At 67.0% G+C, this 25,306-nt stretch carries 21 protein-coding genes and 1 other RNA gene; 10 read left to right on the top strand and 12 right to left on the bottom strand.

Annotation, left to right across the window (positions count from 1 at the left end):
• Nucleotides 1-34: 34 nt before the first annotated feature.
• Genes AC5P9C_RS07780 through AC5P9C_RS07770 form a run of 3 tightly spaced genes read right to left on the bottom strand, consistent with a single transcriptional unit; the run spans nt 35 to nt 1,751 of the window.
• The gene (locus AC5P9C_RS07780) at nt 35-406 is read right to left on the bottom strand and encodes a DUF805 domain-containing protein (protein WP_074725568.1); all 372 of its coding nucleotides are present in this window, start codon (nt 404-406) and stop codon (nt 35-37) included.
• A gap of 49 nt (nt 407-455) precedes the next feature.
• Nucleotides 456-1,178 (bottom strand): fimbrial biogenesis chaperone, encoded by a 723-nt coding sequence (locus tag AC5P9C_RS07775; RefSeq protein ID WP_343540840.1) that lies wholly within the window; start codon nt 1,176-1,178, stop codon nt 456-458.
• Between the two features lie 57 nt (nt 1,179-1,235).
• Entirely contained in the window at nt 1,236-1,751 is a 516-nt protein-coding gene (locus tag AC5P9C_RS07770) for a fimbrial protein (protein WP_049468313.1), read from the bottom strand.
• A 167-nt stretch (nt 1,752-1,918) separates the two neighbouring features.
• Between AC5P9C_RS07770 and AC5P9C_RS07765 the strand changes: the two genes are divergently transcribed.
• The 3 genes from AC5P9C_RS07765 to AC5P9C_RS07755 all read left to right on the top strand — a co-directional run bounded on the left by AC5P9C_RS07765 (nt 1,919) and on the right by AC5P9C_RS07755 (nt 6,096).
• Entirely contained in the window at nt 1,919-2,992 is a 1,074-nt protein-coding gene (locus AC5P9C_RS07765; protein WP_343540837.1) for a fimbrial protein, read from the top strand.
• Nucleotides 2,993-3,062: 70 nt separating this feature from the next.
• Entirely contained in the window at nt 3,063-5,576 is a 2,514-nt protein-coding gene (locus AC5P9C_RS07760; RefSeq protein ID WP_495205129.1) for a fimbria/pilus outer membrane usher protein, read from the top strand.
• A 16-nt stretch (nt 5,577-5,592) separates the two neighbouring features.
• On the top strand, nt 5,593-6,096 hold the full coding sequence (locus AC5P9C_RS07755; RefSeq protein WP_478438007.1) for a fimbrial protein: 504 nt from the start codon (nt 5,593-5,595) through the stop codon (nt 6,094-6,096).
• Between the two features lie 21 nt (nt 6,097-6,117).
• Here the strand turns inward: AC5P9C_RS07755 and AC5P9C_RS07750 are convergent, their stop codons facing one another.
• From AC5P9C_RS07750 to AC5P9C_RS07740, 3 genes are all read right to left on the bottom strand, one after another.
• Nucleotides 6,118-6,528 (bottom strand): hypothetical protein, encoded by a 411-nt coding sequence (locus AC5P9C_RS07750; RefSeq protein ID WP_057494401.1) that lies wholly within the window; start codon nt 6,526-6,528, stop codon nt 6,118-6,120.
• A gap of 456 nt (nt 6,529-6,984) precedes the next feature.
• Nucleotides 6,985-9,327: an autotransporter family protein gene (locus AC5P9C_RS07745; RefSeq protein ID WP_414615178.1), complete on the bottom strand. Its 2,343-nt coding sequence runs from the start codon at nt 9,325-9,327 to the stop codon at nt 6,985-6,987.
• A 333-nt stretch (nt 9,328-9,660) separates the two neighbouring features.
• Nucleotides 9,661-10,626, bottom strand: coding sequence for a hypothetical protein (locus tag AC5P9C_RS07740; protein ID WP_414615179.1), 966 nt, complete (start codon nt 10,624-10,626; stop codon nt 9,661-9,663).
• Nucleotides 10,627-10,638: 12 nt separating this feature from the next.
• Between AC5P9C_RS07740 and AC5P9C_RS07735 the strand changes: the two genes are divergently transcribed.
• Complete coding sequence (locus tag AC5P9C_RS07735) at nt 10,639-12,963, top strand: autotransporter family protein (protein ID WP_414615180.1); 2,325 nt, start codon at nt 10,639-10,641, stop codon at nt 12,961-12,963.
• A gap of 169 nt (nt 12,964-13,132) precedes the next feature.
• Nucleotides 13,133-15,154, top strand: coding sequence for an acyltransferase family protein (locus AC5P9C_RS07730; protein ID WP_343540828.1), 2,022 nt, complete (start codon nt 13,133-13,135; stop codon nt 15,152-15,154).
• Between the two features lie 79 nt (nt 15,155-15,233).
• On the opposite strand, the gene AC5P9C_RS07725 is transcribed toward AC5P9C_RS07730, so the two are convergent.
• The 4 genes from AC5P9C_RS07725 to AC5P9C_RS07710 form a co-directional block, all read right to left on the bottom strand.
• Nucleotides 15,234-16,619 (bottom strand): FAD-binding oxidoreductase, encoded by a 1,386-nt coding sequence (locus tag AC5P9C_RS07725; RefSeq protein WP_343540826.1) that lies wholly within the window; start codon nt 16,617-16,619, stop codon nt 15,234-15,236.
• Nucleotides 16,616-17,224, bottom strand: a complete 609-nt coding sequence (locus AC5P9C_RS07720) for a metal-dependent hydrolase (protein WP_103282803.1) — start codon at nt 17,222-17,224, stop codon at nt 16,616-16,618. Before AC5P9C_RS07720 ends, AC5P9C_RS07725 begins: the two co-directional genes overlap by 4 nt.
• Before the next feature lie 121 nt (nt 17,225-17,345).
• Nucleotides 17,346-17,714 carry a YraN family protein gene (locus AC5P9C_RS07715; RefSeq protein ID WP_057494395.1) on the bottom strand — a complete coding sequence of 123 codons (369 nt, stop codon included), beginning with the start codon at nt 17,712-17,714 and terminating at the stop codon, nt 17,346-17,348.
• Nucleotides 17,704-19,425 carry a penicillin-binding protein activator gene (locus AC5P9C_RS07710; RefSeq protein WP_343542580.1) on the bottom strand — a complete coding sequence of 574 codons (1,722 nt, stop codon included), beginning with the start codon at nt 19,423-19,425 and terminating at the stop codon, nt 17,704-17,706. Before AC5P9C_RS07710 ends, AC5P9C_RS07715 begins: the two co-directional genes overlap by 11 nt.
• An 81-nt stretch (nt 19,426-19,506) precedes the next feature.
• Between AC5P9C_RS07710 and rsmI the strand changes: the two genes are divergently transcribed.
• The 4 genes from rsmI (at nt 19,507) to rnpB (ending at nt 22,716) form a co-directional block, all read left to right on the top strand.
• Entirely contained in the window at nt 19,507-20,325 is an 819-nt protein-coding gene (gene rsmI, locus AC5P9C_RS07705; protein WP_019661063.1) for a 16S rRNA (cytidine(1402)-2'-O)-methyltransferase, read from the top strand.
• A gap of 393 nt (nt 20,326-20,718) precedes the next feature.
• Nucleotides 20,719-21,354, top strand: a complete 636-nt coding sequence (locus AC5P9C_RS07700; protein WP_146038150.1) for a DUF6058 family natural product biosynthesis protein — start codon at nt 20,719-20,721, stop codon at nt 21,352-21,354.
• 116 nt (nt 21,355-21,470) lie between these two features.
• Entirely contained in the window at nt 21,471-22,280 is an 810-nt protein-coding gene (locus AC5P9C_RS07695) for a PDZ domain-containing protein (RefSeq protein WP_103282801.1), read from the top strand.
• 84 nt (nt 22,281-22,364) lie between these two features.
• An RNA gene (gene rnpB, locus AC5P9C_RS07690) (RNase P RNA component class A) lies at nt 22,365-22,716 on the top strand.
• A 127-nt stretch (nt 22,717-22,843) separates the two neighbouring features.
• On the opposite strand, the gene AC5P9C_RS07685 is transcribed toward rnpB, so the two are convergent.
• On the bottom strand, nt 22,844-23,323 hold the full coding sequence (locus AC5P9C_RS07685) for a DM13 domain-containing protein (protein WP_053505691.1): 480 nt from the start codon (nt 23,321-23,323) through the stop codon (nt 22,844-22,846).
• Between the two features lie 431 nt (nt 23,324-23,754).
• Nucleotides 23,755-24,531 (bottom strand): NRDE family protein, encoded by a 777-nt coding sequence (locus tag AC5P9C_RS07680; RefSeq protein WP_049468238.1) that lies wholly within the window; start codon nt 24,529-24,531, stop codon nt 23,755-23,757.
• Nucleotides 24,532-24,855: 324 nt separating this feature from the next.
• Between AC5P9C_RS07680 and mraZ the strand changes: the two genes are divergently transcribed.
• Nucleotides 24,856-25,302 (top strand): division/cell wall cluster transcriptional repressor MraZ, encoded by a 447-nt coding sequence (mraZ, locus tag AC5P9C_RS07675; protein WP_004143635.1) that lies wholly within the window; start codon nt 24,856-24,858, stop codon nt 25,300-25,302.
• The last annotated feature ends 4 nt before the right edge of the window (nt 25,303-25,306 follow it).

The raw sequence follows: 25,306 nt of genomic DNA, 5'->3' as shown, positions 1-25,306 counted from the left end.
CTTTGCGCCGCAAAGGGATCTGACCCCGAGGCGATTACACATGCGGCACCGGCGCACCGAAGCGGTTGTCGCCCGGGGTGCTCGGCAGCAGCATGAACACCAGCACCACCAGGCCCACAATCGGCACCAGCATCAGCAGGTACCACCAGCCGGAACGGTCGGTGTCATGCAGGCGGCGCACGGTCACTGCAATCATCGGCACGATGATCGCCAGCCACACCAGCGCGCCCACGCCCGTCGATATCAGTGCCAGCGTGCCTGAACCGGTGTAGCCAGCAATGAAGCCCAGCACATTCGACGGTATCAACGCGATCACGACGAACAACTGGAACCACCAGAACTCGCTGCGGCTGGCGCGCCCGCTGAACTGGGTGTAGCGGGTAAGCGGAGTCATCATCTTTTTCATGCTGTGTGTTTCTCTCTCTAGGTAGCGCCGAGCCATTGCCCGGCGTCAATCAGTGAATGACCTTTGCCTGGGCATCGCGCGTGGTGCCGTAGTCGTCCAGCCACTGGAATGTCAGGCTGTTGGGCACCGAAGCACTGGCTGGCAGCGGCAGCCGTACCTGTGCACCGGGCGCGATCATGTCCGCCGGCACCCTGCTGCCATCGGGCAAGGTCAACGAAGTCAGTGTCACGTGATAGGCAGTGGGATTGCTGATCTGCAATGCCCCTGCCGCCATGCGCCACTGCAGCTGGCCCGGCGCATCGCGCGCACTGCCCGGCAGGCCGGCGGGGCGATGGAACAGCTTCACCCGCGTGCGCACCGCGAACTGCAGCAGGTTGCGGTCGCCGGCATTGGCCGGCTTGGGCGGGATATCCAGCAGGTTGAAGTAGAACACCGACTCGCGATCAGTCGGCAGCGGCGCTTCCGAAGGCCGCGGCGCATAGGTGATGCGATAGGCCTGTGCCCGCTTGGCCTGCAACAGGCGCGGCTCGGATGGCGTCAGTCGGAACGGCGTGCGCACGCTCTCCGGACGCGCATGGCTGTCGCCCGCGTCGATCCAGACTTGCGTCATCGCGGGTTGCTCACCCACATTGCTGGCCTTGACCGTGACATCGCGGCTTTTGCTGGCGTCGTGCACGATGCGCGTGCCTTGCAGGGTTACCGCGGCCTGCGCCGGCAGCACAAGCGCGGTGACCAGCAGGGCCGGCAACCACAACGATGGGCAGAGTTTCATGGAACACCTCATGCAGGCGACGCACGCGCGCATCCGTGCGCGTGCGCCGGATACCGTTTACTTGTAGAGCACCACGAAGTCGCCTGACGCGTTGGCGGTGCCGGCCGTAGCGTTCTGGGCCGGCGAGGCATACCACGCGCTGTAGTCCAGCTGGCCAGTGCCACCGGCGGCGATGGTCACCCACTGGGTCGGGTCATCACCGATCTTCTGGTGATTGCCCGCCGCGTCATACAGCGCCACGCCCACATTGGTCGCCCCCGATGCTGCGGTCAGTGCCAGGTTGCCGGTACTTCCTTCAGGCGTGCCACCGAAGCGCACGCCAACGTCCTGCGCAGCACCCGAGCCGGAGCAGTCCAGGGCAATGCTGAAATTCTTCTGGCCGGCACGGGTACCGGCGTTGACCGACGCCAGGTCCACTTTGCCCATCGGCACGGTGATGGTGCCGCCCGCGGAGCCGACACTGCAGGTGGAGGTCATCAGTTCGCCGGTGATTTCCAGCCGTTCGGCCTGGGCAGCGGGTGCAGCCAGGATCGCCAGCGCGGACAGCGCCAGCAGGTTCAGTTTGATCGACATCGAAGCCTTCTCGTTGCGGAATGGGAGGCGTCGGCGGCCGCGGGCCACCGAGCGGTGCGCAGTGTCGTTGCCGCGCAGCCGAACCACCATGCAACTTGTTGTAAACGGTTTCCTGCTGGCGGCGAATGCAACTTTTTGTATGGGGCTGCAGGGTGGGGCGAAATACTGTGCGCTTCCTTCCGTTACTGGCTGCCGCCGAGCCGCACTTGCGATTCGGCTCACAGGCACCTGCCTTCGCCCCCTCCCGGAGCCACTCCATGCACGGCGCACATCTCAATCCACGAACGCTCCCCCTTGCGCTGGCACTGTTGGCTGCTGCGTCGGGTGCCTCCGCTGCGTGTCGCCCCATCAGTGGCGATGTGTTCATCGATCGCGTGTTCGATGTTGCCTTCGTCGATGCGCCCGATCAGCTCCTTGGCCAGGCCAGCGGCCGCCTGGCCCTGGTCTGCGACCCCGCCGACAGAAGGGCGCAGCTGCAGCCACTGTTCAACGGCCTGCGCTACGCGCGCGACATCATGAATCCAGATGGTGGCCTCGATCCCGCGTATGAGATCAACGCGACTTCGCCCCTGATCGTGCTCTCTTTCACCTATGGCGCCTGCGACGAACACGATGCGGAGTGCCCGCTTGAAGAGGTCGAAGGTGGCAGTACGCCGTTCCGCGATGGTGTTCCCCAGGCCGTCGACATGCACTGGGGTGATCGCAAGGAGGTGGTCGTCCATCTCACCATCTACTCACGCGGGGGGCCGATGCGTGATGTCGCAGCGATGCCTGTCGGTACGGTCTCTACCACTTTCAGTGGCAGCGGCGGCAAGCACCACATCAGCGCGGGCTTCCGCTTCCACGCGCAGACCTGCGCGGTAACGCCCCAGGCCATAACGCTGGATCCGATCGATGCCAGCACGCTCGATCAGCAGCAGAGCGCAGGCGAAAAGGCCTTCAACGTTGCCATCAACTGTGGCGCCAGCGGTCGTCCGCTGGTGCTGGAGATGCGCGACGTGCACGATGCTGCCAACACCGGCGACATCCTGGCCCCTGCGCCGGAAAGCACGACGGCAGGCGTTGCACTGCAGGTGTTGCAGGCTGGAGCACCCGTGCGCATGCAGCAGCCGTGGAGCTATGGCACCACCACGGGCACGGTCATGTCGGTTCCGTTCAGTGCCCGCTACCAGCGCACGCCTGCAGAACTGCGCACCGGGACCATCCGCAGCGAAGTATCGCTGCTTGCCGACTACTACTGATGCACGCGCGTTCCTTCCTGTCGCTGCCACCGCGCGGCCTTGCGCGACGTCCCTTCGTACACCACCTGTCATGACCACCCTTCGATCCTTCACGCGCGCACGCGAGCGCTGCCGCCTGCCGCGTGCCATTGCAGCGGCGCTGTCCCTCTCGGTTCCTGGCGCCGCTGTTGCCGCGCCCGCCATCGAGTTCAGCGAAGGTTTCCTGGTGGGTGGGCAGGCCATCGATATGCGCCGCTATGCGCAGGGCAATCCGGTCGAGGCCGGTCTGCACCGGGTCGATGTCTGGATCAACGGCCAGTTTGAGCAGACCCGGGATATCCGCTTCGTGGTCCCGGACGGACACGCCAGCGCACGCCCCTGCCTGCCGGATGGCCTGCTGGACGCATTGCAGCTGCGTGCGGAACGGCTGCAGGTGGTCCGCGCAGACGCCGTCGATACCGGCTGTATCGATCTGCCGACGGTTGTGCCGGGCGCCACGGCCACCTTCGACGACAGCAGCCTGCAGTTGTTGCTGACCGTGCCGCAGGCGATGCAGGAACGCGCTGCCCGCGGCCACGTGATGGCCGAGCAGCGCGATCCCGGCATTGCCGCCGGTTTCGTCAATTACACCGCCAACCACTACCGCAGCGACACCCGCGACAGCAGCTACGTAGGCCTGAACGGGGGGTTCAACCTGGGCCACTGGCGCGCGCGCCATCGCGGTGCGTTCAGCCACGGCACGCAGGGAACCCGCTATCGAACGATCAGCAGCCACCTGCAACGCGATCTGCCGGCCATCAACAGCCAGTTGCTGCTGGGTGAGGGCCATACCGGCGGCGAACTGTTCGACAGCGTGGCCTTCACCGGGGCCCGCCTGTATACCGACGAGCGCATGCTGCCCGACTCGTTGCGTGGCTACGCACCGGCCGTGCGCGGCATCGCCGAAGGCAACGCCCTGGTCAGCATCCAGCAGAACGGCATCGTCATCCATGAAGTCAGCGTAGCGCCCGGGCCGTTCGTCATCGACGATCTGTACCCGACCAACTATGGCGGCGACCTGGAGGTCGTCGTTACCGAAGCCGACGGGCGCAGCCAGCGCTTCAACGTGAGCTTCTCCGCGGTGCCGCAGGCCCTGCGCGAAGGCAGCTCCCGATTCAGTGCCAGTGCCGGCGCGCTGCGGGACGTTGGCAACGACGTCACCGCGCTGCGCTTCGCCGAGGGTACGTATGCGCGCGGTCTCAGCAATCACCTCACGGCATTGGGCGGCATCCAGGTCGCACAGGGCTATCGGGCGGTCATCGCCGGTGCTGCAGTCAACTCGCGATGGGGCGCCATTGGCGCCGATGTCACCCACTCGCAGGCGCAGCTGCACGGACGCCCTGCAGTCGCCGGCAGCAGCCTGCGCCTGAACTACCAGCGCTACGTCTCGCGCACGGGGACCAACGTCGGTCTTGCCGCCTATCGCTACAGCACGCAGGGGTTCCTCACCCTGAACGATGTAGCGCGCGCGGCGGCCGACGACTGGGGCTACGCCGGGCGTGCGCGGCAGCGCTACCAGGCCAACCTGTCCCAGCGCCTGGGCACGGCCGGCCAGCTGTTCCTCAACGGCGGGCACGTAGCGTACTGGGACACTGCACAGCGGCAGACCGACTTCCAGTTCGGCTTCAACGGCACAGTCGGCCTGGCCAACTATGGTGTTTCCGTGCAGCGCTATCGGCTGGGAAGTGGCCGGCCCGACACACGCTATGCATTCACCCTCAGCATGCCGCTGGGACGCACCGGAAACGCCCCGCGGGTGAGCACCCGGATCAGTCACGCCAGTGGCGGTCAGCAGGTGCAGGCAGGCGTGAGTGGGTACCTCGGCGAGCGGCGCGCGCTGAACTATTCGGTGTCCAGCGTGCAGGGCCGCAGTGGAACCAGCAGCAGCGCCTATCTGGACTACCAGGGCCGCTACGCCAACGTCAACGCGGCCTACAGCCGGGCGAGCGGCCACAGCAGCCAGACACTCAGTGCCTCCGGTACGCTGGTGGCGCACGCCGGCGGCCTGAACATGGGGCCACCGGCAGGCGACGGTTTCGTGCTGGTGCATGCGCCGGGCGCAGAGGGCGCGCAGGTGGGCACGGGTGTGGATATCCGCGTGGCACGCAATGGCTACGCGTTGTTGCCGCACGTCAGCCCCTATCGCTGGAATCGCATCGATCTGGACCCTTCGGGGCTGCCGCTGGAGGTGGAACTGCTGCAGACCTCGCAGCGTGTTGCGCCCACCGCCGGCGGCATCGTGCGCGTGCCGTTCGAGGTGCGCCGCGAGCACACCTTGTTCATCGATGCCACCGATGCACTGGGCCAGCCCTTGCCGTTTGCGGCGCGCGTGCAGCGCGAGGACGGCACGCCCGCCGGCGCGGTGGGGCAGGGCGGCGTCATCCAGTTGCGTGGCGCACCGCCCGAAGGCGCGCTGATCGTCGATCCGGACGGCCCGCAGCGCTGCCGCCTGGTCTATCAACTACCCGACGCGCCCGATGCCTACGGCCCGTCCTGGTCGCAGGGCATCTGCCAGCCCTTGGCGACCTCACCCCAATCGGCAACGGCCGACCTCCCCGTCTACTGATCTCCTGGAGTACCCGATGAAACGCCTGCTGCTACCCTCTTTCACCCTTCTGGCACTGGTCGTGCCGCTCGGCAGCGCTGCGGCGGCCACGCTCACCATTTCCGGTCGCGTATTGCCCGGCACCTGTACGCTGACGGCACCGGCCATCACCCTGGACAACGTGAAGGCCGACGAGCTGAAGGTGGGTGACAACCTGCTCAAGCAGGGCACGTTGAACTTCACTGGCTGCATCGGTGTTGCCAAAGCCACGCTGTCCTTCGACGGCATCGCGGCCGATGGTGATGCGCAGCGCTGGAAGAACACGGCCAGCACCGATCCGGCACGAGGCGTTTCGGTCGCCTTGTTGGCCGGGGCCTCGGGCAACGTCTACCTGAAGAAGGGCGATACCGGTATTGAAGTACCCGTGACCGGCGCCACGGCCAGCTATACGCTGCGCGCGGGCTATTACCTGCCCACGACCAGCGGCGTCAACGCGGGTGCCGTGGAGACGGCCATTACCGTGACTGCACTCTACGATTGAACAGGCTGCGGTTGCGGGTTGTCATACCGCCCGCAACTGCACATCCACATACTCGGCCAGCCCACGGCAGGCCAGCAACAGCCCTTCGCGCGCGCCGTCATCCATGTGCTGGTCGATATCCCCGTCCACGCGGACGCGTTCGGTGGCGTGCAGCAGTTCCAGCAGGAAACTCAGCCCCGCATTGGCGCGGTCGATGCGCGCCAAGGCCAGGCGCTGCCCGGGTGTACGGTTGCTGCCGGGCCACGGCTGGCCATCGGCGGCATCGCCCTGGCGGATGTACTGCAGGCAGGCCTGCAGGGTGATGGCGCCAGGGCTGTTGCCGGTCTGCAGCGCAACGAAGGTGTCTTCCAGCGTGCGGGCCAGGTCATCGGGCAGGCGCGCGGCGGCCTCGCCCAGGGTGGCGAACAGGTGCGGGTAGGGGGAAGCGGTCATGACGGCGTCCTTGTGCAAGCGGCAAGGGGCCACCCTGCTTAACAGCGGGGTGGCGGACGGTGCGTGGTTCCAATACCGGTGGTAGCTCTGCGAAACGCCGGCGGGCACGAGGCCCCCACGCACCGCCCGCCATAGGTGCGCGGACAGAATGCCTGCCGACGCCACCCAACAAGGAAAGGGTGACGCCGGCAGGCAAGCGTAAACAACAGAGTTACCCAACGGGATTGGAAGCCCGTGCCACCCGTTGTCGGTGGCGCTACATGATTTGCATGAAGCGCCAATGCTGCCAATGAGAATTGTTGGAAAGTTCGAAAGCGTTGCAATCGTGCGGCGCACGCCACAGCGTGGCAATCACGACATTCGTGTAGAGCCGAACCAGCGCTCGGCTCATCACAATCTCATCGAGAAGCAGCCGAGCATAGCTCGGCTCTACAGAAAGTAGAACGCGCTTCTACCTCACCACTTGTACGACATGCTCAGATTGGCCGTCGCTTCGCGGTAACCATGGTCACCGCGCATCACGCCGAAGCCACCCCACGCACTCAGGCCGGAACGGAAGTCCACGCGCGCACCGGCATTGAGCTCGTAGCGGTTGCGCGGCACGCTGGCCTTCAGCGCTTCATCATCGAACGTCATGCCGTTGCTGGCCCCATCGCGGTACCAGTTGGCCACCACATACGGGCTGACCGACGCACCGGCGGCACTGCGGCCTTCGCCCTGCAGGCGCAGGCCCACGCGGCCGGACAGACCGCTGTCGCCCAGGCTGCGCACCACCGTGCCGTTGGTTTCTTCGTGGCGATCGGTGTTGGCGTCGGTGTAGACCAGCTGCAGCTCCGGCTGCAGGCTCAGCGCGGTGCCGCCGATCTGGCCGATGCCAATGCGGTAGCCGGCTTCCAGCGACGACTGCCAGATGTCCGAGTCGTAGCGTTCCTCGGCCAGGCCTTCGCCCTGCACGCGGTTGCGGAACTGGCCGCGCTGCACGCTGGCATCCACATACAGTGCATCGTTGCTCCAGTTGCCGTACACGCCCAGCGCGCCACCGTTGACCTTGCCGCGTGCGCTGTAGTCGGTCAGCTGCGAACGCGAGGTGGCATCGGCCTTGGCCAACGTACCCATCACGCCGACGCGGCCCTGGCCGTTGTCGAACACGCCGATGTCCGCACCCAGCTGCAGGCGCGAGCGGTCCACGCGCAGGTCCAGCTGGTCCTCCACCGCCGACAGCTTGCTCTGCGCAGCGTCCACGCGGGCCCAGCCACGCACGCCATCAACGGCGGAGGTGTTGCCGCCCTGGCGGTCGCGCCAGCCGTGGCGCAGCAGCTGGTCCATCGCGAACTGGTTGGCCAGGTAGGCGCCGGCCTCCGGGCGCAGCACTGGCGTCGGGTCGATCGGATCAATGGGATCGACCGGGTCCACCGGATCGACCGGCGTGCACTCTGGCAGCGTGGGATCCACCACGCACGGGTCCGGCGTGCCGGCCAGCTCCGAGCGCAGGTACCAGCCGCCGTTGGTGGCGTCCTTGAACAGGAAGTACTCGTACTGACCGCCCACCGCGCGGCCCTGCAGGTCGAACTGCGCATTGGACGCACCGCCCACGCGGATCAGCTCGATGCCCTTGTCGGTCTTCGCGCCCGCGCCACCGGCATTGAGCACACGCACGTTGGCCTGGCCGTTGGCATCGCCCTTGATGATCAGCTTGTCGGTGGCCGAGCTGTCGTCACCCAGCTGGGTGTTGAACAGCAGGGTGCCGCCGGCACCGTCGAAGGTATCCACGCTGAGCGTGTTGAACGTGCTGCCATTGCCCAGCGCCACCGTGCCGGTACTGCCCAGCGCCAGGTGGCCGACATTGCTGTCGCCGGTCATCAGCCAGGTGCTGTCGCTTTCGATGCTGGCCGAGGTGACGTTGAGGAAGCGGCCATCGATCTGCGCCTTGTTGCGCAGGAAGACATCGAGGGTGCCGTCGACAGTAGCTGCGTCGAAACTGACATTGCCTGCAATCCGAGCATCATCCACGTTGAAGGTCACGTGGCTGGCACCCGGCGTAGCGCTGCCGCTGCGGGAATCGACCTGCAGCAGGTTGCCGTTGCCGCCGTGCAGCTGAGCGCCGTTACTGACGTTGATGACGAAGTCGGCGGGCTGGTCGGCCGCTACACGGATGGCGGCGCCGCGGCCAGACGCTATCGTGGAGCCGTCCACGGCGAGCTGCAGCGTGTCGGGGGTGTTGCGCGTGCCAATCATCAGCACGCCCACGTTGTCTGCATCGATGCGCGACCCGTTGATGATGCTGATCTTGCCGTTCTGCATGCGCACGCCCAGGCCGCTGGCAATATCATCGCCGGCGGTAGTGTCCTCCACCCGCATGTAGGTGGAATCGATGATGGCCCATGCACCGGGCAGCGGTGCGCTGGCCGGCGTGCCACCCATCGAGAGGCCGATGCTGAGTGATTCAGTGGGTGACAGGCCGTCTGCGGCGGTGACCAGGATGCGACTGCCGATCAGATGGGCGTTTGATGAACCACTGACACGGATACCGCCACCGCGCACGGTGCTGGTGCCGAGTTGCAGAGAAGAGTCCCCGCTGAGGTCGATTGCGACCTGGTGGGTGCCACTGCGACGGACGATGGCATCGAGTGCCAGTACGTCGGAATTGTTGGCTTGGATCGCATTCGTCTCGCCACCTTGAACGCGAAGCAGCGACCAGTTCCGCAGCGTCCACTCTTCGACAGGGTCGCCCGATCCCACAATCTTGTGTTCGTTATCCAGATCTCCCGCGGCGACGGTGGCTGCTGGCACCAAGGCCATTGCCACCAGCAGGCTGCGAGCCAACGGCCGAAGGGCGGGTCGGGGAAAGCGGTAGTGATGACGCATCGGAAGGTCCTCATAGGCGGAAACGAATTGGACTTCGCACTGCGGTGAAAGCGACCCCCTGTTCATGCGTGTGCGTATTACGCGCACGCAGCGTGAAGACGATGTGATAGGGGCTTTTGCGACAGCGCGTGTCTGCAATGAGCCCAGTCTTGCGCTCCCCCTGCCCCGGAGCCATGCAAATAGTTGTAAAGCCGGCTTTCCGCCTCTCATCGAACTGCATGCGTTCATGAAACTGCGGCAGACGGTCGCACCTGCGCAGACTGCAAATCATTCGATGTCCGAGAGCGCTGCAGACACCGAGCATGTAAGGCAGTTCCCCAGAGACATGCCATGCACGACCACTTCCCCCGCCACGATTCCTTGGCACTGGCGTTGACAGCCATACTCGCCGCCACTTCCACCGCGCACGCACAACAGGTCGTCGCCGACGGTGACGAACAGACGCCTGCGGCCGGCGACTATGCCACGACCGAGCCGGTGGAGCCTGGCAACCCGGCTGGCTATGCCTTCCACGCACTCAATGGAGGCACCATTGTTCCAACCGGTGCGGTCAATCTTCGTACGGACGGCATGCGCGCCGCCGCGGCGCGGGCGGAGGATGCGGGCAGCAAGATTGCGTTGCAGCAAGGCAGCATACTGACGACAGGCTCGGGTGCGGCGGGGGTCTCTGCCGCCAATGGCGGGCATATCGAGTTGGTTGACACGCGCATCCAGACCGAAGGCAGGGTGTCGAATGGGGCAGAGGCCCTGGGCGGCCAACTGGTCCTGGATCGCGTCAGCATCACCACGCAAGGTAGCTTGTCGCATGGTGTCTTCGTGCAGGGGGGGGCGGCCGATGTGAAAGGTGCCGTCATCGAGGTCAAGGGTAGCCAGTCCAATGGTCTGGAAGTGCGCGGTGGCAGCTTGACGGCGGAGCATGTCCGCATCGACATGCACGGTGACGGCTACGGCGCATGGCTGCAGGACGGGGCCGACGTGCACCTGCGTTCGGTTCAGATCAACGGGACAGGTGCAGGTGCAGGCGGTGTGCTGGCCGGTACTGGAAAGCTGCTGCTGGAGGATGTGGACATCAACCTGACCCACGGGCGTTCCGGCCAGGGACTCTATGTCGTCGGAGACGTTGAGATGCGAGGGGGCAGTATCCACACAGGTGGGGATCACGCCAGCGCGATCAGCTTCGCGACGGGCTCCGGCGGGACGCTGCTGCTCGATGGCGTCGATGTTTACGGACACTTCGGCATCATCATGACCGAAGGAACTGAACTGGCCCTGCGCAACAGCCAGTTGCGCAGTGAGAGCATTGGTATTGACGTCAACCAGCGTGATGGCAACGCCAGTGTCGTCGGATCGACCATCACCACGCGCAATGGCATCGGTGTCCGGCTGATGAATGAAGGCGAGCTGGATATCGAGGGCTCGCAGATCACCGCCGAGGGCAACCGTTGGCAGGCCGTCGCGCTGTACGGCGGGACGACGCGGATTACGTCCAGCCAGTTGCATGCCCGCGGCCAGAACGGGCACGGACTGTATGCAGAAGGAGGGAGCGGGAGGCAACCGCTGGCCGAGGTGGGTGACAGCGTTATTTTGACCGACGGCGATGGCGCCATCGGTGCGATCGCGCGACTGGGCGGCACCGTGCATCTGGCCGACAGCGTGGTGCGCACCACCGGCATCAACTCGCACGGTGTGCTGTCTGGCGGGACCGGTGAAATGACGTTGAGCAACACCCATGTACGCACCGAAGGCGAGGGCGCGTGGGCGGCGGTGATCAATGACAACGGTCAGATGCGCATCGACGGCGGCTCGCTGGTGAGCGCCCAGCATGGTGGCGTATGGCTGCGCAGCAGCCGCGAGCCGGGCCTGATCCTGTCCAACGGAGCGGTGGTATCGGGCGGCAATGGCATCGCGCTGGCGTTGGATGCGGCAGTGGCCGGGCGCTTCGATGTGGCACTGGACGGTGGCTCGCAGCTGGTGGGCGACATCGTCCTCACGCCGGAGGACGAGGATGCGGGGCTGGTTCCGCTGTCCGACGTACATGTGCGCCTGGCCAATGGATCGCTCTGGCAGGGTTCGTCGGATCTGGTGCAGACGATGGCCATCGAGAGCGGCAGCCAGTGGACGTTGACCGGTGACGCCACGGTGGGCGAACTGCAGGTGCTCAACAGTGGCGTGGCATTGTCTGACGGCAGTGGTCGCTTCAATGCGCTCACCGTGGACGGCGACCTGCATAGCGAAGGGGCTACGTTCCTGTTCCAGGGGGCGCTGGCCGGCGATGACAGCGCGATGGACCGCCTGCACGTGCGCGGTGACACCTCCGGCGACGCGCTGATCGCGGTGAAGAACATCGGTGGCGTGGGCGCGCCGACGGTGGATGGCATCCCGCTGATCGAGATCGACGGCGCGTCGCTGGCGAGCTACGCACTGAGCGGCCGCGCGGTGGGCGGATCGTATGAGTACTTCCTGTTCCAGGGGGGCCTGGCCGATCCTTCCGATGGTAACTGGTACCTGCGTTCGCAGTGGTTCGATGTCTGCCAGGACAACCCGGCTGCGCCGGGATGCGCGGTCGATCCTGGCCCGGATCCGATCGATCCGACGGACCCTGTGGATCCGCTGGACCCGGTCGATCCAGTCAATCCGATCCTGCCGCCGCCGGTGCTGCGCCCGGAAGCGGGGGCTTACCTGGCCAACCAGTCGGCGGCGATCAACCTGTTCGCGCACCGCATGCACGAGCGCAATGGCGCGCGTTCGATGGGCGGCGCGCGCCAGTCCTGGGCACGCGTGGGCCGGCAGCAGGCGGATTTCAGCGCGGTCGGCGGCCAACTGTCGATCGATGGCACCACCTCGGTGCTGCAGATCGGTGCTGACCTGCTGCGGCGTGGCAATGCGGTTGCCGGTGTGATGCTGGGCAGCGGCCGCGCCGACAGCAGCGCGGTGTCCGATCTGACCGGCTACAGCGCCAAGGGCCGGGTGCGTGGCAGCGCGGTGGGTGTGTACGGCACCTGGATGCAGGAAGCGGACGGCACGCGAGGCGCGTATGTGGACGCCGCCCTGCAGCACGGCCGCTTCGACAACCGCGTGCAGGGCATCGGCCTGGCGCCGGAGCATTACGACTCGCGCATGACCAGTGCGTCACTGGAGTCCGGCTACACCTTCAACGTGTGGCAGGGCCACGCCAGCGCGCTGTACGTGCAGCCGCAGCTGCAGCTGAGCCATGTCGATTTCCGCGCCGATCGCCACGTGGAGAGCAACGCCACGGTGATTGACCACGCCGACGCCGGTGGCCTGAGCGGGCGCTTGGGCGTGCGTGTGTTCGGCCATGGCACGGCCGCCGGCAACTCCGTGCAGCCGTACCTGGGCGTGAACTGGCTGCGTGGCAGCGGCAGCAGCACGTTGCGGTTCAACGGTGACACGCTGGGTGCGGACGTGCCGCGCAACCGCTATGAAGTGCAGGCCGGTGCCGAGCTGAGGCTGGGCCAGCGTTGGGGCGCGTGGGGTGGCATGAGCGTGCAGCGCGGCGATCATGGCTACCGCAACGTGGGCGGCCAGCTGGGCCTGCGCATGGCCTGGTAAGCGCGTGAAGCGGGGTCGGATCCCATTGCCAAGGCAATGGGCTCTGACCCCCAGTTGCTGCTGTGGAGCCGAATGAAGGTAGGGCAGTCGAGCATGGCTCGGCTCTACAACCGCGTCGCGCTGTGACCGGACCTGAACGATGCCCAGCTCTGTCGCAATTGACCATTGAATGACTGCGGCGAAGGTGGCGATGCTGGCCAATTGCTCGCTTCTGGTTGCCCGCGTGTTCCTTGCCGAACGTTCCCACAACGCCGCCATCGATGGCCTGCGCGCATTGGCGGTGCTGGCCGTCGTCCTCTTCCACACCAACGCCACCTGGCTGCCCGGTGGCTTCACCGGGGTGGACCTGTTCTTCGTGGTGTCCGGCTTCGTGATCAGCCAGTCGCTGGCCTCGCGCACCCATGCGTCGCTGGGCGCGATGCTGCTCGACTTCTACCGGCGTCGCGTGCTGCGCCTGTTGCCGGCGCTGCTGGTGATGCTGATGGCCACCTTCGTGCTGTCGGCGTTGTTCATTCCCCGCGCGTGGCGCAATGAGCAGTTCGACCAGACCGGCTGGGCCGCGCTGGTCGGCTTGAGCAACATCGTACTGGCTGGCCAGCAGGACGATTACTTCTCACCCGGTGCTGAACTCAATCCGTTCCTGCATACATGGACGCTGGGCGTGGAGGAGCAGTTCTACTTGGTCTTCCCGCTGTTGTTCTTCGCGTGGCTGCGCGGGCGTGAGCGCTGGCCGTGGTCGCGTTGGTTGTTGCCGGTGCTCACCGTGCTGTCGCTGGCGTGGGCGGGCTGGCAGGCGCAAACGGCACCGGCGGCAGCGTTCTATCTGCTGCCGGCGCGGTTCTGGGAGCTGGCCGCGGGCGCGCTGCTGTACCAGTGGATGCGTACGCGTACACCGGGCCGGAACGGTGACGCGGTTGCAGTGGCCGGGCTGGCGCTGCTGGCCGCAGGCGTGGTGATTGCCCCGCAGCTGGCGATGCCAGTACCGGGTGTGCTGGCCGCCGTGGCCGGTACCCTGCTGTTGTTGGCGAGCGTGTCGACAGCGGGGAGATCGCGCATCGCCGGTGCGCTGGGCTGCGCACCGCTGGCCTACCTGGGCCGGCTGTCCTATTCGCTGTACCTGTGGCATTGGCCGCTGCTGGTGCTGCTGCGCTGGACGTATGGCCTGCATGGCGTCGCGCTGTGGCTGTATCCGGTGCTGCTGCTGGCGGTGTCGGCCGCGTCCTACCACGTCATCGAGCGCCCGCTGCGCACTGCGGCGCCGCTGCTGCGGCTGGCACCGGCCAAGGTGCTGGCGATGGCGTTTCCGCTGGTGGCGCTGTGCGGTGCCGGCGCCTGGGCCACGGTGGAGTACCACGAGCAGGTCTCGCTCAGCGTCACCCGCGACGGCTACGCATGGCAGGCGCGCCGCTACCCCGCGTGGCGCCCGCTGGAGCCGGTGCGTGCGCCGGCGCTCGAAGGGCGGCGCCTGTTCGTGGCCGGTGATTCGCACGCGGCGGCGTATCGCACCATGACCAGCATGGTCGCGCGGCAGACCGGCATGGAGGTGCGCCAGCAGGATCGCGGCGGCTGCAGCTTCGTCAACCTGCTGCGGGCCAGCCCGGCCGACTGCCAGGACTTCATTGAAGACACATTGTCGACCATCGAACGCGAGGCGCGCCCGGGTGACATCGTGCTGCTGGCGGCCTTGCGCATGCCGGAACTGCGCGGCTTCGACTGGCAGCAGCAGGACGCACAGCCGATCTATCAACAGCTGCTGGCCGAGCGCACGCCGGCGCATGCACAGGCGGCACGCGACGAAGCCGATCGCGTGCTGGGGCGTTTGCAGAAGCTGGGCGTACACGTGGTGATCGATGCACCGCTGCCATTGTTCAAGGCCGGTGCGTACCGCTGTTCGGACTGGTTCAACCGCCGCAATCCGGCGTGTGCCGGCGGTCTGAGCATGCCGCGTGCGGATCTGGAAATGCTGCGCGTGCCGCAGATGGCACTGCTGGATGACCTGGCGGCACGTTACCCTTCACTGACCGTATGGGATCCGCTGCCGCTGCTGTGCGGGCCGCAGACCTGTTCGGCGGTGGAAGAGGGCGAACCGCTGTTCTTCGACAACGATCACCTGAGTGGCCATGGCAACCGCGTGCTGCTGCCCAGCTTCCGGCAGACCCTGATCGATATCGCAGCCGACAAGACGGTGTAGCGCCGAGCCCAAGCTCGGCTTGTGCGATCTGGAGGGAGAGCAGCCGGGCACGGCCCGGCTCTGCAGGAGAGCGTTCGGTCTATGCCGCCGGCAGCACCTTGCCCGGGTTGAGAATGCCGTCCGGGTCCAGCGCGGCCTTGATCGCGCGCATCGTCGCCAGCGTTTCCGGGGTGAAGGCCTGCGCCATGAAATCGCGCTTGGCCAGGCCAATGCCGTGTTCGCCCGACAGCGTGCCACCCAGCGCCAGCGTCAGCGCGAAGATCTTTGGCAGCGCGGCCTGCGCGCGTGCGTTCTCGTCGGCATCGTCCGGGTGGTAGAGGATGTTGACGTGCAGGTTGCCATTGCCAGCATGGCCGAAGGTGACGATGGTCAGCGTGTAGTCGCGTGCCAGCGCCTGCACGCCGGCCACCAGCTCCGGAATGCGCGACACCGGGACCACTACGTCTTCATTGATCTTGCCCGGCGCCACGCTGCGCAGCGCAGGCGACAGTGCCTTGCGCGCCGCCCACAACTGGTCGCGCGCTCGGCCTTCCATCGCCACGTCCAGTTCGATCATGCCCTCGCCTTCGGCGGCGCTGGCCAGGGCCTGCAGCAGATAGGGCAGGGTGTCGTGGTCGCCATCGGCCTCGACCAGCAGCATCGCACCGGCCTCCGGCACGTCAGCACCATTGAGTCGCAGCAGTTCCAGGCTGCGCGCGTCCATGAACTCCAGGCGGGTCGGCACAACAGGCTGCGACATCAAGCGTGATACGGCGGCGGCGGCGGCATCGGCATCGCGGTACAGCACGCGCAGCCCGGCTTGGCTGACCGGCAACGGGGTCAGCTTCAGCGTGGCTTCCACGATCAGTGCCAGCGTGCCTTCGCTGCCCACCAGCAGATGGGTGAGGTCGTAGCCGGTGGCGTCCTTCGTGTAGGCACCACCGCAACGGATCACCTCGCCGGTGCCGGTCACCGCCACCAGGCCCAGCACGTTGTCGCGGCTGGTGCCGTACTTCACCGCGCGCGGGCCGCCCGCATTGCAGGCCAGGTTGCCGCCGATGCTGCAGATCTCCGCGCTGGAAGGATCCGGTGCCCAGAACAGGCCGTGCGGGGCCAGGGCCTGCTGCAGGGTGCCATTGAGCACGCCCGGCTGCACGACTGCGCAGCGATCACCGGCGCGGATCTCGATGATGCGGTCCATGCGGGTGAACGACAGCACGATGCTGCCCGGTTGTGGGACGGCGGCGCCGGTGGTGCCGGTGCCGGCACCGCGCGCGACCAGGGCCACTCCATGCACGCGGCAGGCGCGCACCAGTGCCTGCACCTGTTCGATGTCGGCCGGCAGTGCCACCGCCGCCGGGCGCTGGCGGCGCCATGAGTTGTCCTGCGCGTTGGCCTCCAGCGCGCTGTCATCCATGCGCCAGCCCTCCGCGCCCAGCAGGGCGGACAGTTCGGCAACCAGGGCAGCAGGCAGTGCGGTACTCATGACGGATCTCGCGGGGCAGCAGGAGCGGGTTGGATCAGTTTCCAGGCGACAACGGCGCCGGCGAGCGGCAGCCACACCCAGCGCAGTTCGGAGAGCAGGGTAGCCAGGCCGCGCGCGCTGAAGAATTGCGGGGCAAACGGTGAAACCCGGATCGGTCGCCACGGTGCGAAGAAGCGTTGTTCACTCCACGGCCAGGCCAGCGCGACGCCGAGGCCACCGGAGGTCATCGCATCGAGCAAGGGATGGCTGGCCGCGCATACGAAGACGAATACAGCGGCTTGTACGGTCGATGCCACCGTTGGCCCTGCCTTGGCAGGTGCCAACCTTGGTTGGCACGAAACCGCCGACCAAGGTCGGCGACTACCCAAGAACGCCAACACCGCGGCCAATGCCGCCAGCACGCTGGCAAACAGCAGTGAATGGCTGGCGCCGCGATGGCCGAAGGCATCCGCATAGGGAATATGCAGCGCGAAGGCCAGTACATCGGCATCGGGCAGCATCGCTGCGATCACGCCGGCCGCCAGCAGGCGTGGTGGGATGCGGCCACGATCAGCGGCGCACCACAGCGCCAGCGGCACCGCGGCATGGGTCATGATCGACGGCATCAGTCACGCACCATGGTCGTGCCGGCCGCTGGCCGGCTGCAGGCCCGACGGGTAGTGCCGGCCGCTGGCCGGCTGCAGGTCCGACGGGTAGTGCCGGCCGCTGGCCGGCAAAGAGTAACCATCAGCAGTCATCCAATCGGAACGCATCCCGCAGCCAATGCAGCTGCGGCGGCTCGCCGGTGGCCTCGACCACATCGAAGCGGCAGGGCGCATTGGCCAGCGCCGGGTGGTCCTGCAGGTACAGCTGCGCGGCATGCGCCAGGCGCCGGCATTTGCGCGCATCGACCGAAGCGGCGCCACCGCCGAAATCCGATCGCGCACGGTAGCGCACTTCCACGAACACCACGGTGCCGGCATCGTCCATCACCAGGTCCAGTTCACCGCCGCGATAGCGCACGTTGCGTGCACGCGGCCGCAGTCCGGCCAGTTGCAGGTGCTGCTCGGCGGCGGCTTCCACCGCCGAGCCCCGTTGGCTGCGCTCAGCGACCACCGACGATCGGCATCGGCCGGCCGCCACTGAAGGTCGACCATGCCGGCTGGCGCAGGATGTTGCCATTGCTGTCCAGGAACAGGGTGCCGGTGGCACCGTCCAGGCCGCCTTCGTTGGACAGCTTGTCCAGGTAGGCGGTGATCTTCCACGCGTCGGCACCGAAGGCGAACAGGCGGCCGGCCGCACCGCGTGCGCTTGGCAGGGTGCTGGCCACCTGGCTGGCCGACGGCAGGCCGGACACGCTGCGCACGTTCCAGGCTTCGTTCGGGTAGACGATGCCGTCCAGCGCCACGTCTTCTTCCACCTTGCCGCTGCCGACGGTCAGCTGCGAGGTGCCGACGCGGGTCGCGCCACCGGCACCGGCCAGCGCCAGCTGCGGCGCCAGCAGGCGGGCCTGCGGCGCACGCACGGCGAGGAACACGGCATCGACCTGGCCGGCGTTGCGCACCTGGGCGCTGACGTCGCCCACCGCATCGCTGACGCCGACCGTGGCCACGACCTGGCCACCGCGCTGGGCGAAACGCTGGGCGAAGGCGGCGGCGGCACGGCGGCCGGTGTCGTCGGCGCTGTTGATCACCAGCGCCTTGCCGCGCTCGCGGCCGCGCAGGTACTCGGCCGCGACGATGCCATCGTCTTCCGGTGCCAGCGAGAAACCGGCGCTGCCGGCCGGCGGTGCGTCCTTGCCACGGTTCAGGGCCAGCACCGGCACCTGCAGCTGCTGGCGGCCGTACACCGCGTCCACTTCGTCGCGGCCCAGCGGGCCGACCACGAAGTCGGCACCGGAGGCAACGGCCTTGTCGTAGGCGGCGAGGGCACCGGCCGGGGTGCCGGCGGTGTCGAAGAAGTTGATGTCCGGGCGGCGGCGGCTTTCACCGTAGTAGGCGCTCAACAGGCCATCGCGCACCGGCTGTGCGGCGGTGGCCAGGCGGCCGCTGAGCGGCAGCAGCACGGCCAGCTTGGCCGGCGGGCGGTAACCGTCGCTCATCGCCGGCGGGCGCTTGCTGGTGTCGAACTGGGCCGCGCCATCGCGGTCGAACGGGCGCGGCAGCGGCAGGCCACGCGCGATCAGTGCGCGGCCGGCAAAGTTGTAGAGCGGGTCGTTGGCCGGCAGGGCGGCGGCGCGGCTGCGCAGGGTGGCGTCGTCGAGGGTGCCGAGCAGGCCGGCAATGGCGGCCTGGTTATCGCTGCGCGCACTGCCGGTCAGGCTGGCATGGGCGCGGGCGCGCTCGGTGGCGGCGCCGAAGGCATCGCCGGTGCCCTGCAGGGCGCCGGCACGGGCCAGGTACCAGCGCGTACGCAGGGCCGGCAGCACGTTGTCGCCATGGTCCTTCAGCAGGGCCAGCGCCTGCGCCGGCTGCTTGTCGGCCAGGGCCAGCTCGGCACTGGTCAGCTGGTAGCGCTGCAGGCTGGCGCCGGACAGCTGGCGGGCGGTGAGCTGGCCGAGCAGGCTGCGCGCGCGGGAACTGTCACCGGCGAGGTGCCAGGCCCAGGCCGCATCGGCCAGTGCGTTGCTGCGGGCACCGCCACGCAGCGTGGCGGCCAGGCCTTCCAGCTGCAGTGCGGCGTCGCGCGGCTTGCCCTGTTCGATCAGCGCCAGCGCCTGGCCCTGGGCCGGCGAATCGGGGGTGCTGGTCAGGCTGGTGGTGGCACAACCGGCCAGCAGCATCAGCGACAACGACAGGGCGGAGATCCGTGCGGCGGGCTTGTTCATGATCGGGTCCATGCGATGAGGGCAGCGGCCTTGGCCGGGTACACGCTACGATTCTACCCTTGCCCCGTGAGTACCGCTGAAATGAGTGTCCCAACCCTGTACGTCGTCGCCACCCCGATCGGCAACCTGGCCGATCTGAGCCCGCGCGCGCAGGAGGTGCTGCGCTCGGTGGCGGCCATCTGTGCCGAGGACACCCGCCGCAGCGGCCAGCTGCTGTCCCATTTCGGCATCCAGCAGCCGCTGGTGGCCCTGCACGAACACAACGAGGAGGCGCTGGCGCAGCGGCTGGTGTCGCGCCTGCAGGCCGGCGAGTCGCTGGCGCTGGTCAGTGACGCCGGTACGCCGCTGGTCAGCGATCCGGGGTTCCGCCTGGTGCGTGCCGCGCGCGCGGCGGGCATCAAGGTCAGCCCGGTGCCCGGCGCCTGCGCCGCCATCGCCGCACTGAGCGTGGCCGGCCTGCCCAGCGACCGTTTCAGTTTCGAGGGCTTCCTGCCGGCCAAGGCCAGCGGCCGCCGCGACCGCCTGCAGGCGCTGGCCGGCGAAGTGCGCACGATGGTGTTCTACGAATCCTCGCACCGCATCGCCGAATCGCTGGCCGACATGGCGGCGATCTTCGGCGGCGAGCGCCCGGCGGTGCTGGCCCGCGAGCTGACCAAGCTGTTCGAGACCGTGCTTGATGGCGACCTGGCGGGCCTGCTGGCGAAGGTCGAGGCCGACGAGAACCAGCGCAAGGGCGAGTTCGTGGTGATGGTGCAGGGCGCCGGCGATGATGAGGAAGCGCAGCTGGCACACGGCCGCCGCGTCTACGCGAAGCTGAGCGAGCACCTGCCGCCGTCGACCGCCGCGAAGCTGGCCGCGGAACTGACCGGTGCGCCGCGCAAGGCGTTGTACGGCAGTTGATGGATCGCTCCGGGCCATGTCCCGGAGCGCGCGGCGCGAAATGCGAAACGGTTCGGATCCGCCGGAGGGGCGCCAACCTCTGGCGCGTGAACGTGCCCACGTGCGCGGCTGAGGGACGAATCCGGGGACGGACAATGTCGTGATGAGCAGCAACGACCGACCCACTGATGATCGTACGAAGCCAGCAGCCTTGGGTATTAGGGGACGTCCTGCAGAGCGACATTGAGATCAGTCGAGCCCGTGCGGATACTCCCGATGCGGAAGGGTTTCCGTAGTGTGACCCCATTTCCGCGGCCTCTGAGGCGTGAGGACCGGTGCTCGGGATGTCTGTCCTGGACGAAGACGCCCCTGCACACGCCTCTTCATCCCCCCCCTTGGGAGTAATTGTTCGAGATGGCATTGACAGCCTACCTTCAAGCTCATTTCCTGCCAAAGGATGCGTTCGCCGCATTCTGCAATGTGTCAGAAGAAAGACTCAGTCACCTGATTGCAGTGGGCGCGGTGCCGCAGCCCACCTACACTTGCGAAGGTGGCACCATCCGATCTGCAGTGTTCGGCTCCATTCCCATCAGCGAAGACCTTGTGGGGGAGTACTTCCGTACCGATTGCGCACGCTGGATACGCATTGCCGATCATGCACCACCGGGCAGTGAGCGGGCGGCTGTCGTCGACGTTCTGCTGCAGGAGCTCGAGGGCTACATGACAGCCGTGCTTGGGGATGCCAACGCTGCGCACGACAAGGCGCAACTGCTGCTCCCGCACTTCTTCAACGGGACCTTCGGTCTGTGTATCGCAGATCCGTCCACCGGCGCCGGCATCGCAAGAAAGGAGCTGCTCCAGGAACAACTGGTCGCACTCGCCAGTGACACCCACACTCCTCTCGACGCGCGTGTCGACAGGCAGGCGCTGCTGGCACTGATCGACGATTATGCGCGTGCGTCGATGCCGTTCTCGCCGGCCGAGTATGACCGTAGCAGCAGAAAGCGATGGGTTGACGATCTTCGCCGGGAGCTGGACGAAAAGTCCTGAAAAGCGTGCAGGCTGCATGGTCATTCACAGCCTGGGACGCTGCAATACGAATGAGCGGCGGAATTCCGGAGGTGAAGGAGTGAAGCTCTCAAATTTACTTGAGGGAGGGAAGACAGATGCTGGAAAAGGGACTGTTCCTGTTGTTCGCTCTGGCCGACGTGCCAGCTCCTGCAGCTGAAGGGCCGCCACCTGCGGCCATTACCGAAGCCGATCTGGGTCCGGACTATGTTGGCTACCTGCTGTTCGATCCGGGGTTGGTCGAATTCAATCGGCTGCAGTCGGTCCGCGATTACAGCAATTACCTGACCTATCGCGCGGCACGTGACGCGTTGGAGAACTACGAGGGATGTCTGCAGGTGGGGGCCGATAACCACGCACAGATCGAGGCGGCCTACCAGCAATTGGTGAACAGCCAGCAGCGGTACGTCAGCGCAGCGCAATGGCGCGACCTGCGGCAGGCCCTTCGTGCGGGGCGCGAGCCGGTGCCCGAGCGCGCGTCGTGGCAATGCGCCGCATTCGTGGACAACGCGCCGTATTTCGATGCGGGGTTGGACGATGCACTGCTGGGCGCCACCGAATTGGCGCGCGAGCAGGCCGGGGAAGGGGATTCGCGTAGCGATGCGCTGCGCCCGGTACTCGGCGTTCAAATGGGGGGCGCGACCGTGATCGAATCCGAGCCTGACGAAGGTCCGGCCCATCGCGCCGGCCTGCGCAAGGGGGATGAGGTGCTGGCCGTGGCGGGTACCCGAGTGAAGACCGTCTTCGGTATCGGCCAAGCGTTGAAGGCCCACGCGCCGGGCGATCGCGTGGACGTGCGCGTCCGCCGCATTGAATGGGACGGTTCGCAACCGCAGGTGCGGGAATTGATCGTCGGGGTGGTGCTGGAGTCGCGGGCGGCGGTGATGGCGAGGGCGAAGGGCCGCTAGAGCCACGCCACGCGTGGAAGGTTGAACCGGACGCCGCGATCGGCACGGCAGGAAGGGCGTGCGTACGCTAGAATACGCGCTGGCGGAGTCGGCCAGACAGTCGCGTCATCCCTTCGGGGGTGCCGAGGAAAGTCCGGGCTCCATAGGGCAAGGTGCCAGGTAACGCCTGGGCGGCGCAAGCCGACGGAAAGTGCAACAGAAAGATACCGCCTACGTCTTCTTCGGAAGGCCGGTAAGGGTGAAATGGTGCGGTAAGAGCGCACCGCGAGTCTGGCAACAGACCGGCACGGCAAACCCCACCTGGAGCAAGACCAAATAGGGATCCTTTGGCGCGGCCCGCGTTGGATCCGGGTAGGTTGCTTGAGCGTTGCGGTGACGTAACGCCTAGAGGAATGACTGTCCACGACAGAACCCGGCTTATCGGCCGGCTCCGCCTCTTTCTTCGATATGCATGAACCGCGCATCGGTAGTGCCGGGCGCTGGCCGGCAGCTTCACGATGCCCGCAGCGGCGGACAGAGTGCTGCCGGCCAGCGGCCGGCACTACCTCGACGTCGCGCGGTCCTCAGCCCGGCGTACGGTACTGCCCGGCGGAGATGAACTGCGAGAAGCGCTCGCACCACACCACGACGGTGGTGTAGTCGTCCACATCCACGTTCGCGGGCACCTCGACCAGGAAGCGGTTGAAGGTCTTCACTTCGCCGATGCGCTGGGCCTGCGCCTTGATCTTCAGGAAGTCGGCCTTGTTGTCGACGAAGTCGCGGACCAGGTACACCTTGTAATCCGGGCCCGGTCCCATCTTCCCGTCGAAGGCGACCTGGGTGGCGCTGACACTGACCTTGCCTTCGGCCCAGTGCACTGCGTCGCTGCCCTTCAGGTCGCGGCGGAAGGTGGTGCGGTAGGCGGCGTCTTTCATGGCGGCCTGTACCTGTTCCACCGGCGGGTCATCGGGGGCGATCAGGATCGGCAGAAGGTAGACGCCCAGGCCGAAGCCCAGGCCGAGGGTGAGCAGGTGGGTGGCGAGCAGGATGAGGATGCGGCGCATGGGGCCTCCTTGTGGTTGCGGTCGATCGCGCGGCGAAAGGCCGGGCGCGACCACCCTGGGAGGTGAGGGCCGACATTTATAGACACAGTGCCGAATGCGAAAAGGACACAGTGGGCCGGCTGCGATGCTGGAACCCTGTGGCACGGGCGGATCGCGGTCGGCGCTGGAAGCTGAATGACGTTTCAGGCGTGGTGCGCTGACGACGACCGTCACTTCAATGACGACACGCGTGCGGGTAGTGCCGGCCGCTGGCCGGCAACGTCCTGTCTGTCCAGACATCGCAGCGCTGCCGGCCAGCGGCCGGCACTACCACGCTGGCAAATCGAATCCGGCCAGCGGCCGGCACTACCACGCTGGCAACCGAATCCGGCCAGCGGCCGGCACTACCCCCCCCCGCCAAGAGCATCCGGCCAAGGGCCGTCATGACCGCGTCAGAAAATGACGTGGCTCTGTCCGCTGGGGACACCCTGCGGGCCGAAGCGGCGCTCGTGGATCTCGCCGTGGCCGTCGCCATCGATCAGCAGCACGGTGCTGGCACGGGTGCCGTAGTCGTCGCCGCGGATGAAGGCCGGGCTCAGCCAGCGCTCGCGCTCCAGGCCGATGCCGGTGTCGGGCAGGTCGCTGTCGGCGGGGCGGTGTTCGTCGGCCAGGGCGGCCCAGAGCGGGGTCAGATCCCTTTCGCGCTGCGAAAGGGCTCTGACCCCGTCTTCCTGCAGCCAGGCTTCAAGGGCCGCCATCAGCCGCCGGGTCTTCGGCCAGGGGGCGTCCAGCGCGCCGTTGGACATGCCGTGAACGCCCGGACCGAGGGTCTGCCGTTCGGCGGGATGGTTGCCCAGGTACTCCAGGCTGTCGCTATCGGCCAGCAGGAGATTGAACGGGGCGTAGGCGCCAGCCACGGTCGCCAAGCGGTCGATATGCACGGCCGCCGGCTCGCGGCCGCGCAGGAAGTCGGCCACCAGCGCGCCCCGCGACGGGCCGGTCTGGGCGGCCAGCGGGTCGCGGACGTTGGTGACCACCGCCATCCGGCCCGAGGCGCCAACCCCGGCCCAGCCTCCGCCGGAGCGCAGGTCGCGACCGCCGATGACCGACGTCTCATCCTGCCAGGGGGCCAGCGCCGCCGTCGGGCGGGCGTGGAACTCATCACGGTTGCCGGCCATCACCAGCCGCCACCGCGGGTGGTGCATCCAGCCAAGAGCGAGCAGGCACATGGCTTCATTGTGCACGGTTTGCGCAGTCTGGCGCCGTTTCCGGCCCGCTCCGGATGAATGCGCGGCTGATGTTTCACGCCCTGTCCACGCCCCTGAACTTCCGTTCAATCTCAAAAATTGAGACGGATCAGCAACTTGTGGATAAGCCTTGAACAATTCTCTAAAGGTTGTTGCAAGCCATTGATGCGGCTGGCGATTTCCCTGCTGAAAAGTTGTTGACAACCCTCCGCCCGCTGCTAAGGTGGGCATCAGAGGGAAATCCGGGTGTTTTGTGGGTTTTCGTGGTTCAATGTTTCACCGGGCGAAGGACAAGGTGCAGGCGTCGTGTTCCAGGGCGAGACGGCCATCACAGTTGACGACAAGGGGCGCATGGCGGTTCCCACCGCTTACCGCGACCTCGTCGCGCGCGCCAGCAACAACCGTCTCGTGCTGACCTACAACCCGTTCGAAGCCGGCTGCCTGTGGCTGTACGCAGAGTCGGAATGGGAGCGGGTCCGCGACGATGTGATGTCCAAGCCCAACACCCAGCGCGTCGTGCGCCTGTTGCAGCAGAAGCTGGTCGGCTCGGCCGCCCATCTGGAACTGGACGGCAACGGTCGCATCAGCATCCCCGCCAGCCACCGCGGTGCGGTGGGCATTGAGAAGAAGGCGGTATTGCTCGGCATGGGCGACAAGTTCGAATTGTGGAGCGAGCAGGCGCATCGGGCCCTGATCCAGCAGACGTTGTCTGACGAGGATCTGGGTGATGGGTTGCTCGACCTGAAGTTGTGAGCCG

The sequence above is a fragment of the Stenotrophomonas sp. YJH_SMC_10 genome (genome assembly GCF_059371555.1).
This window is presented reverse-complemented; position numbering and strand designations above follow the sequence as displayed.

Excerpts from the sequence above, each read along its gene's own strand:
- AC5P9C_RS07680 (WP_049468238.1), bottom strand. The coding sequence starts at position 24,531 with ATGTGCCTGCTCGCTCTTGGCTGGATGCACCACCCGCGGTGGCGGCTG.
- AC5P9C_RS07760 (WP_495205129.1), top strand. The coding sequence starts at position 3,063 with ATGACCACCCTTCGATCCTTCACGCGCGCACGCGAGCGCTGCCGCCTG.
- AC5P9C_RS07750 (WP_057494401.1), bottom strand. The coding sequence starts at position 6,528 with ATGACCGCTTCCCCCTACCCGCACCTGTTCGCCACCCTGGGCGAGGCC.
- AC5P9C_RS07720 (WP_103282803.1), bottom strand. The coding sequence starts at position 17,224 with ATGCCGTCGATCATGACCCATGCCGCGGTGCCGCTGGCGCTGTGGTGC.
- AC5P9C_RS07770 (WP_049468313.1), bottom strand. The coding sequence starts at position 1,751 with ATGTCGATCAAACTGAACCTGCTGGCGCTGTCCGCGCTGGCGATCCTG.
- AC5P9C_RS07710 (WP_343542580.1), bottom strand. The coding sequence starts at position 19,425 with ATGAACAAGCCCGCCGCACGGATCTCCGCCCTGTCGTTGTCGCTGATG.
- rsmI (WP_019661063.1), top strand. The coding sequence starts at position 19,507 with ATGAGTGTCCCAACCCTGTACGTCGTCGCCACCCCGATCGGCAACCTG.
- AC5P9C_RS07700 (WP_146038150.1), top strand. The coding sequence starts at position 20,719 with ATGGCATTGACAGCCTACCTTCAAGCTCATTTCCTGCCAAAGGATGCG.
- AC5P9C_RS07685 (WP_053505691.1), bottom strand. The coding sequence starts at position 23,323 with ATGCGCCGCATCCTCATCCTGCTCGCCACCCACCTGCTCACCCTCGGC.
- AC5P9C_RS07775 (WP_343540840.1), bottom strand. The coding sequence starts at position 1,178 with ATGAAACTCTGCCCATCGTTGTGGTTGCCGGCCCTGCTGGTCACCGCG.
- AC5P9C_RS07725 (WP_343540826.1), bottom strand. The coding sequence starts at position 16,619 with ATGAGTACCGCACTGCCTGCTGCCCTGGTTGCCGAACTGTCCGCCCTG.
- AC5P9C_RS07780 (WP_074725568.1), bottom strand. The coding sequence starts at position 406 with ATGAAAAAGATGATGACTCCGCTTACCCGCTACACCCAGTTCAGCGGG.
- AC5P9C_RS07755 (WP_478438007.1), top strand. The coding sequence starts at position 5,593 with ATGAAACGCCTGCTGCTACCCTCTTTCACCCTTCTGGCACTGGTCGTG.
- AC5P9C_RS07745 (WP_414615178.1), bottom strand. The coding sequence starts at position 9,327 with ATGGCCTTGGTGCCAGCAGCCACCGTCGCCGCGGGAGATCTGGATAAC.
- AC5P9C_RS07695 (WP_103282801.1), top strand. The coding sequence starts at position 21,471 with ATGCTGGAAAAGGGACTGTTCCTGTTGTTCGCTCTGGCCGACGTGCCA.
- AC5P9C_RS07730 (WP_343540828.1), top strand. The coding sequence starts at position 13,133 with ATGACTGCGGCGAAGGTGGCGATGCTGGCCAATTGCTCGCTTCTGGTT.
- AC5P9C_RS07735 (WP_414615180.1), top strand. The coding sequence starts at position 10,639 with ATGACCGAAGGAACTGAACTGGCCCTGCGCAACAGCCAGTTGCGCAGT.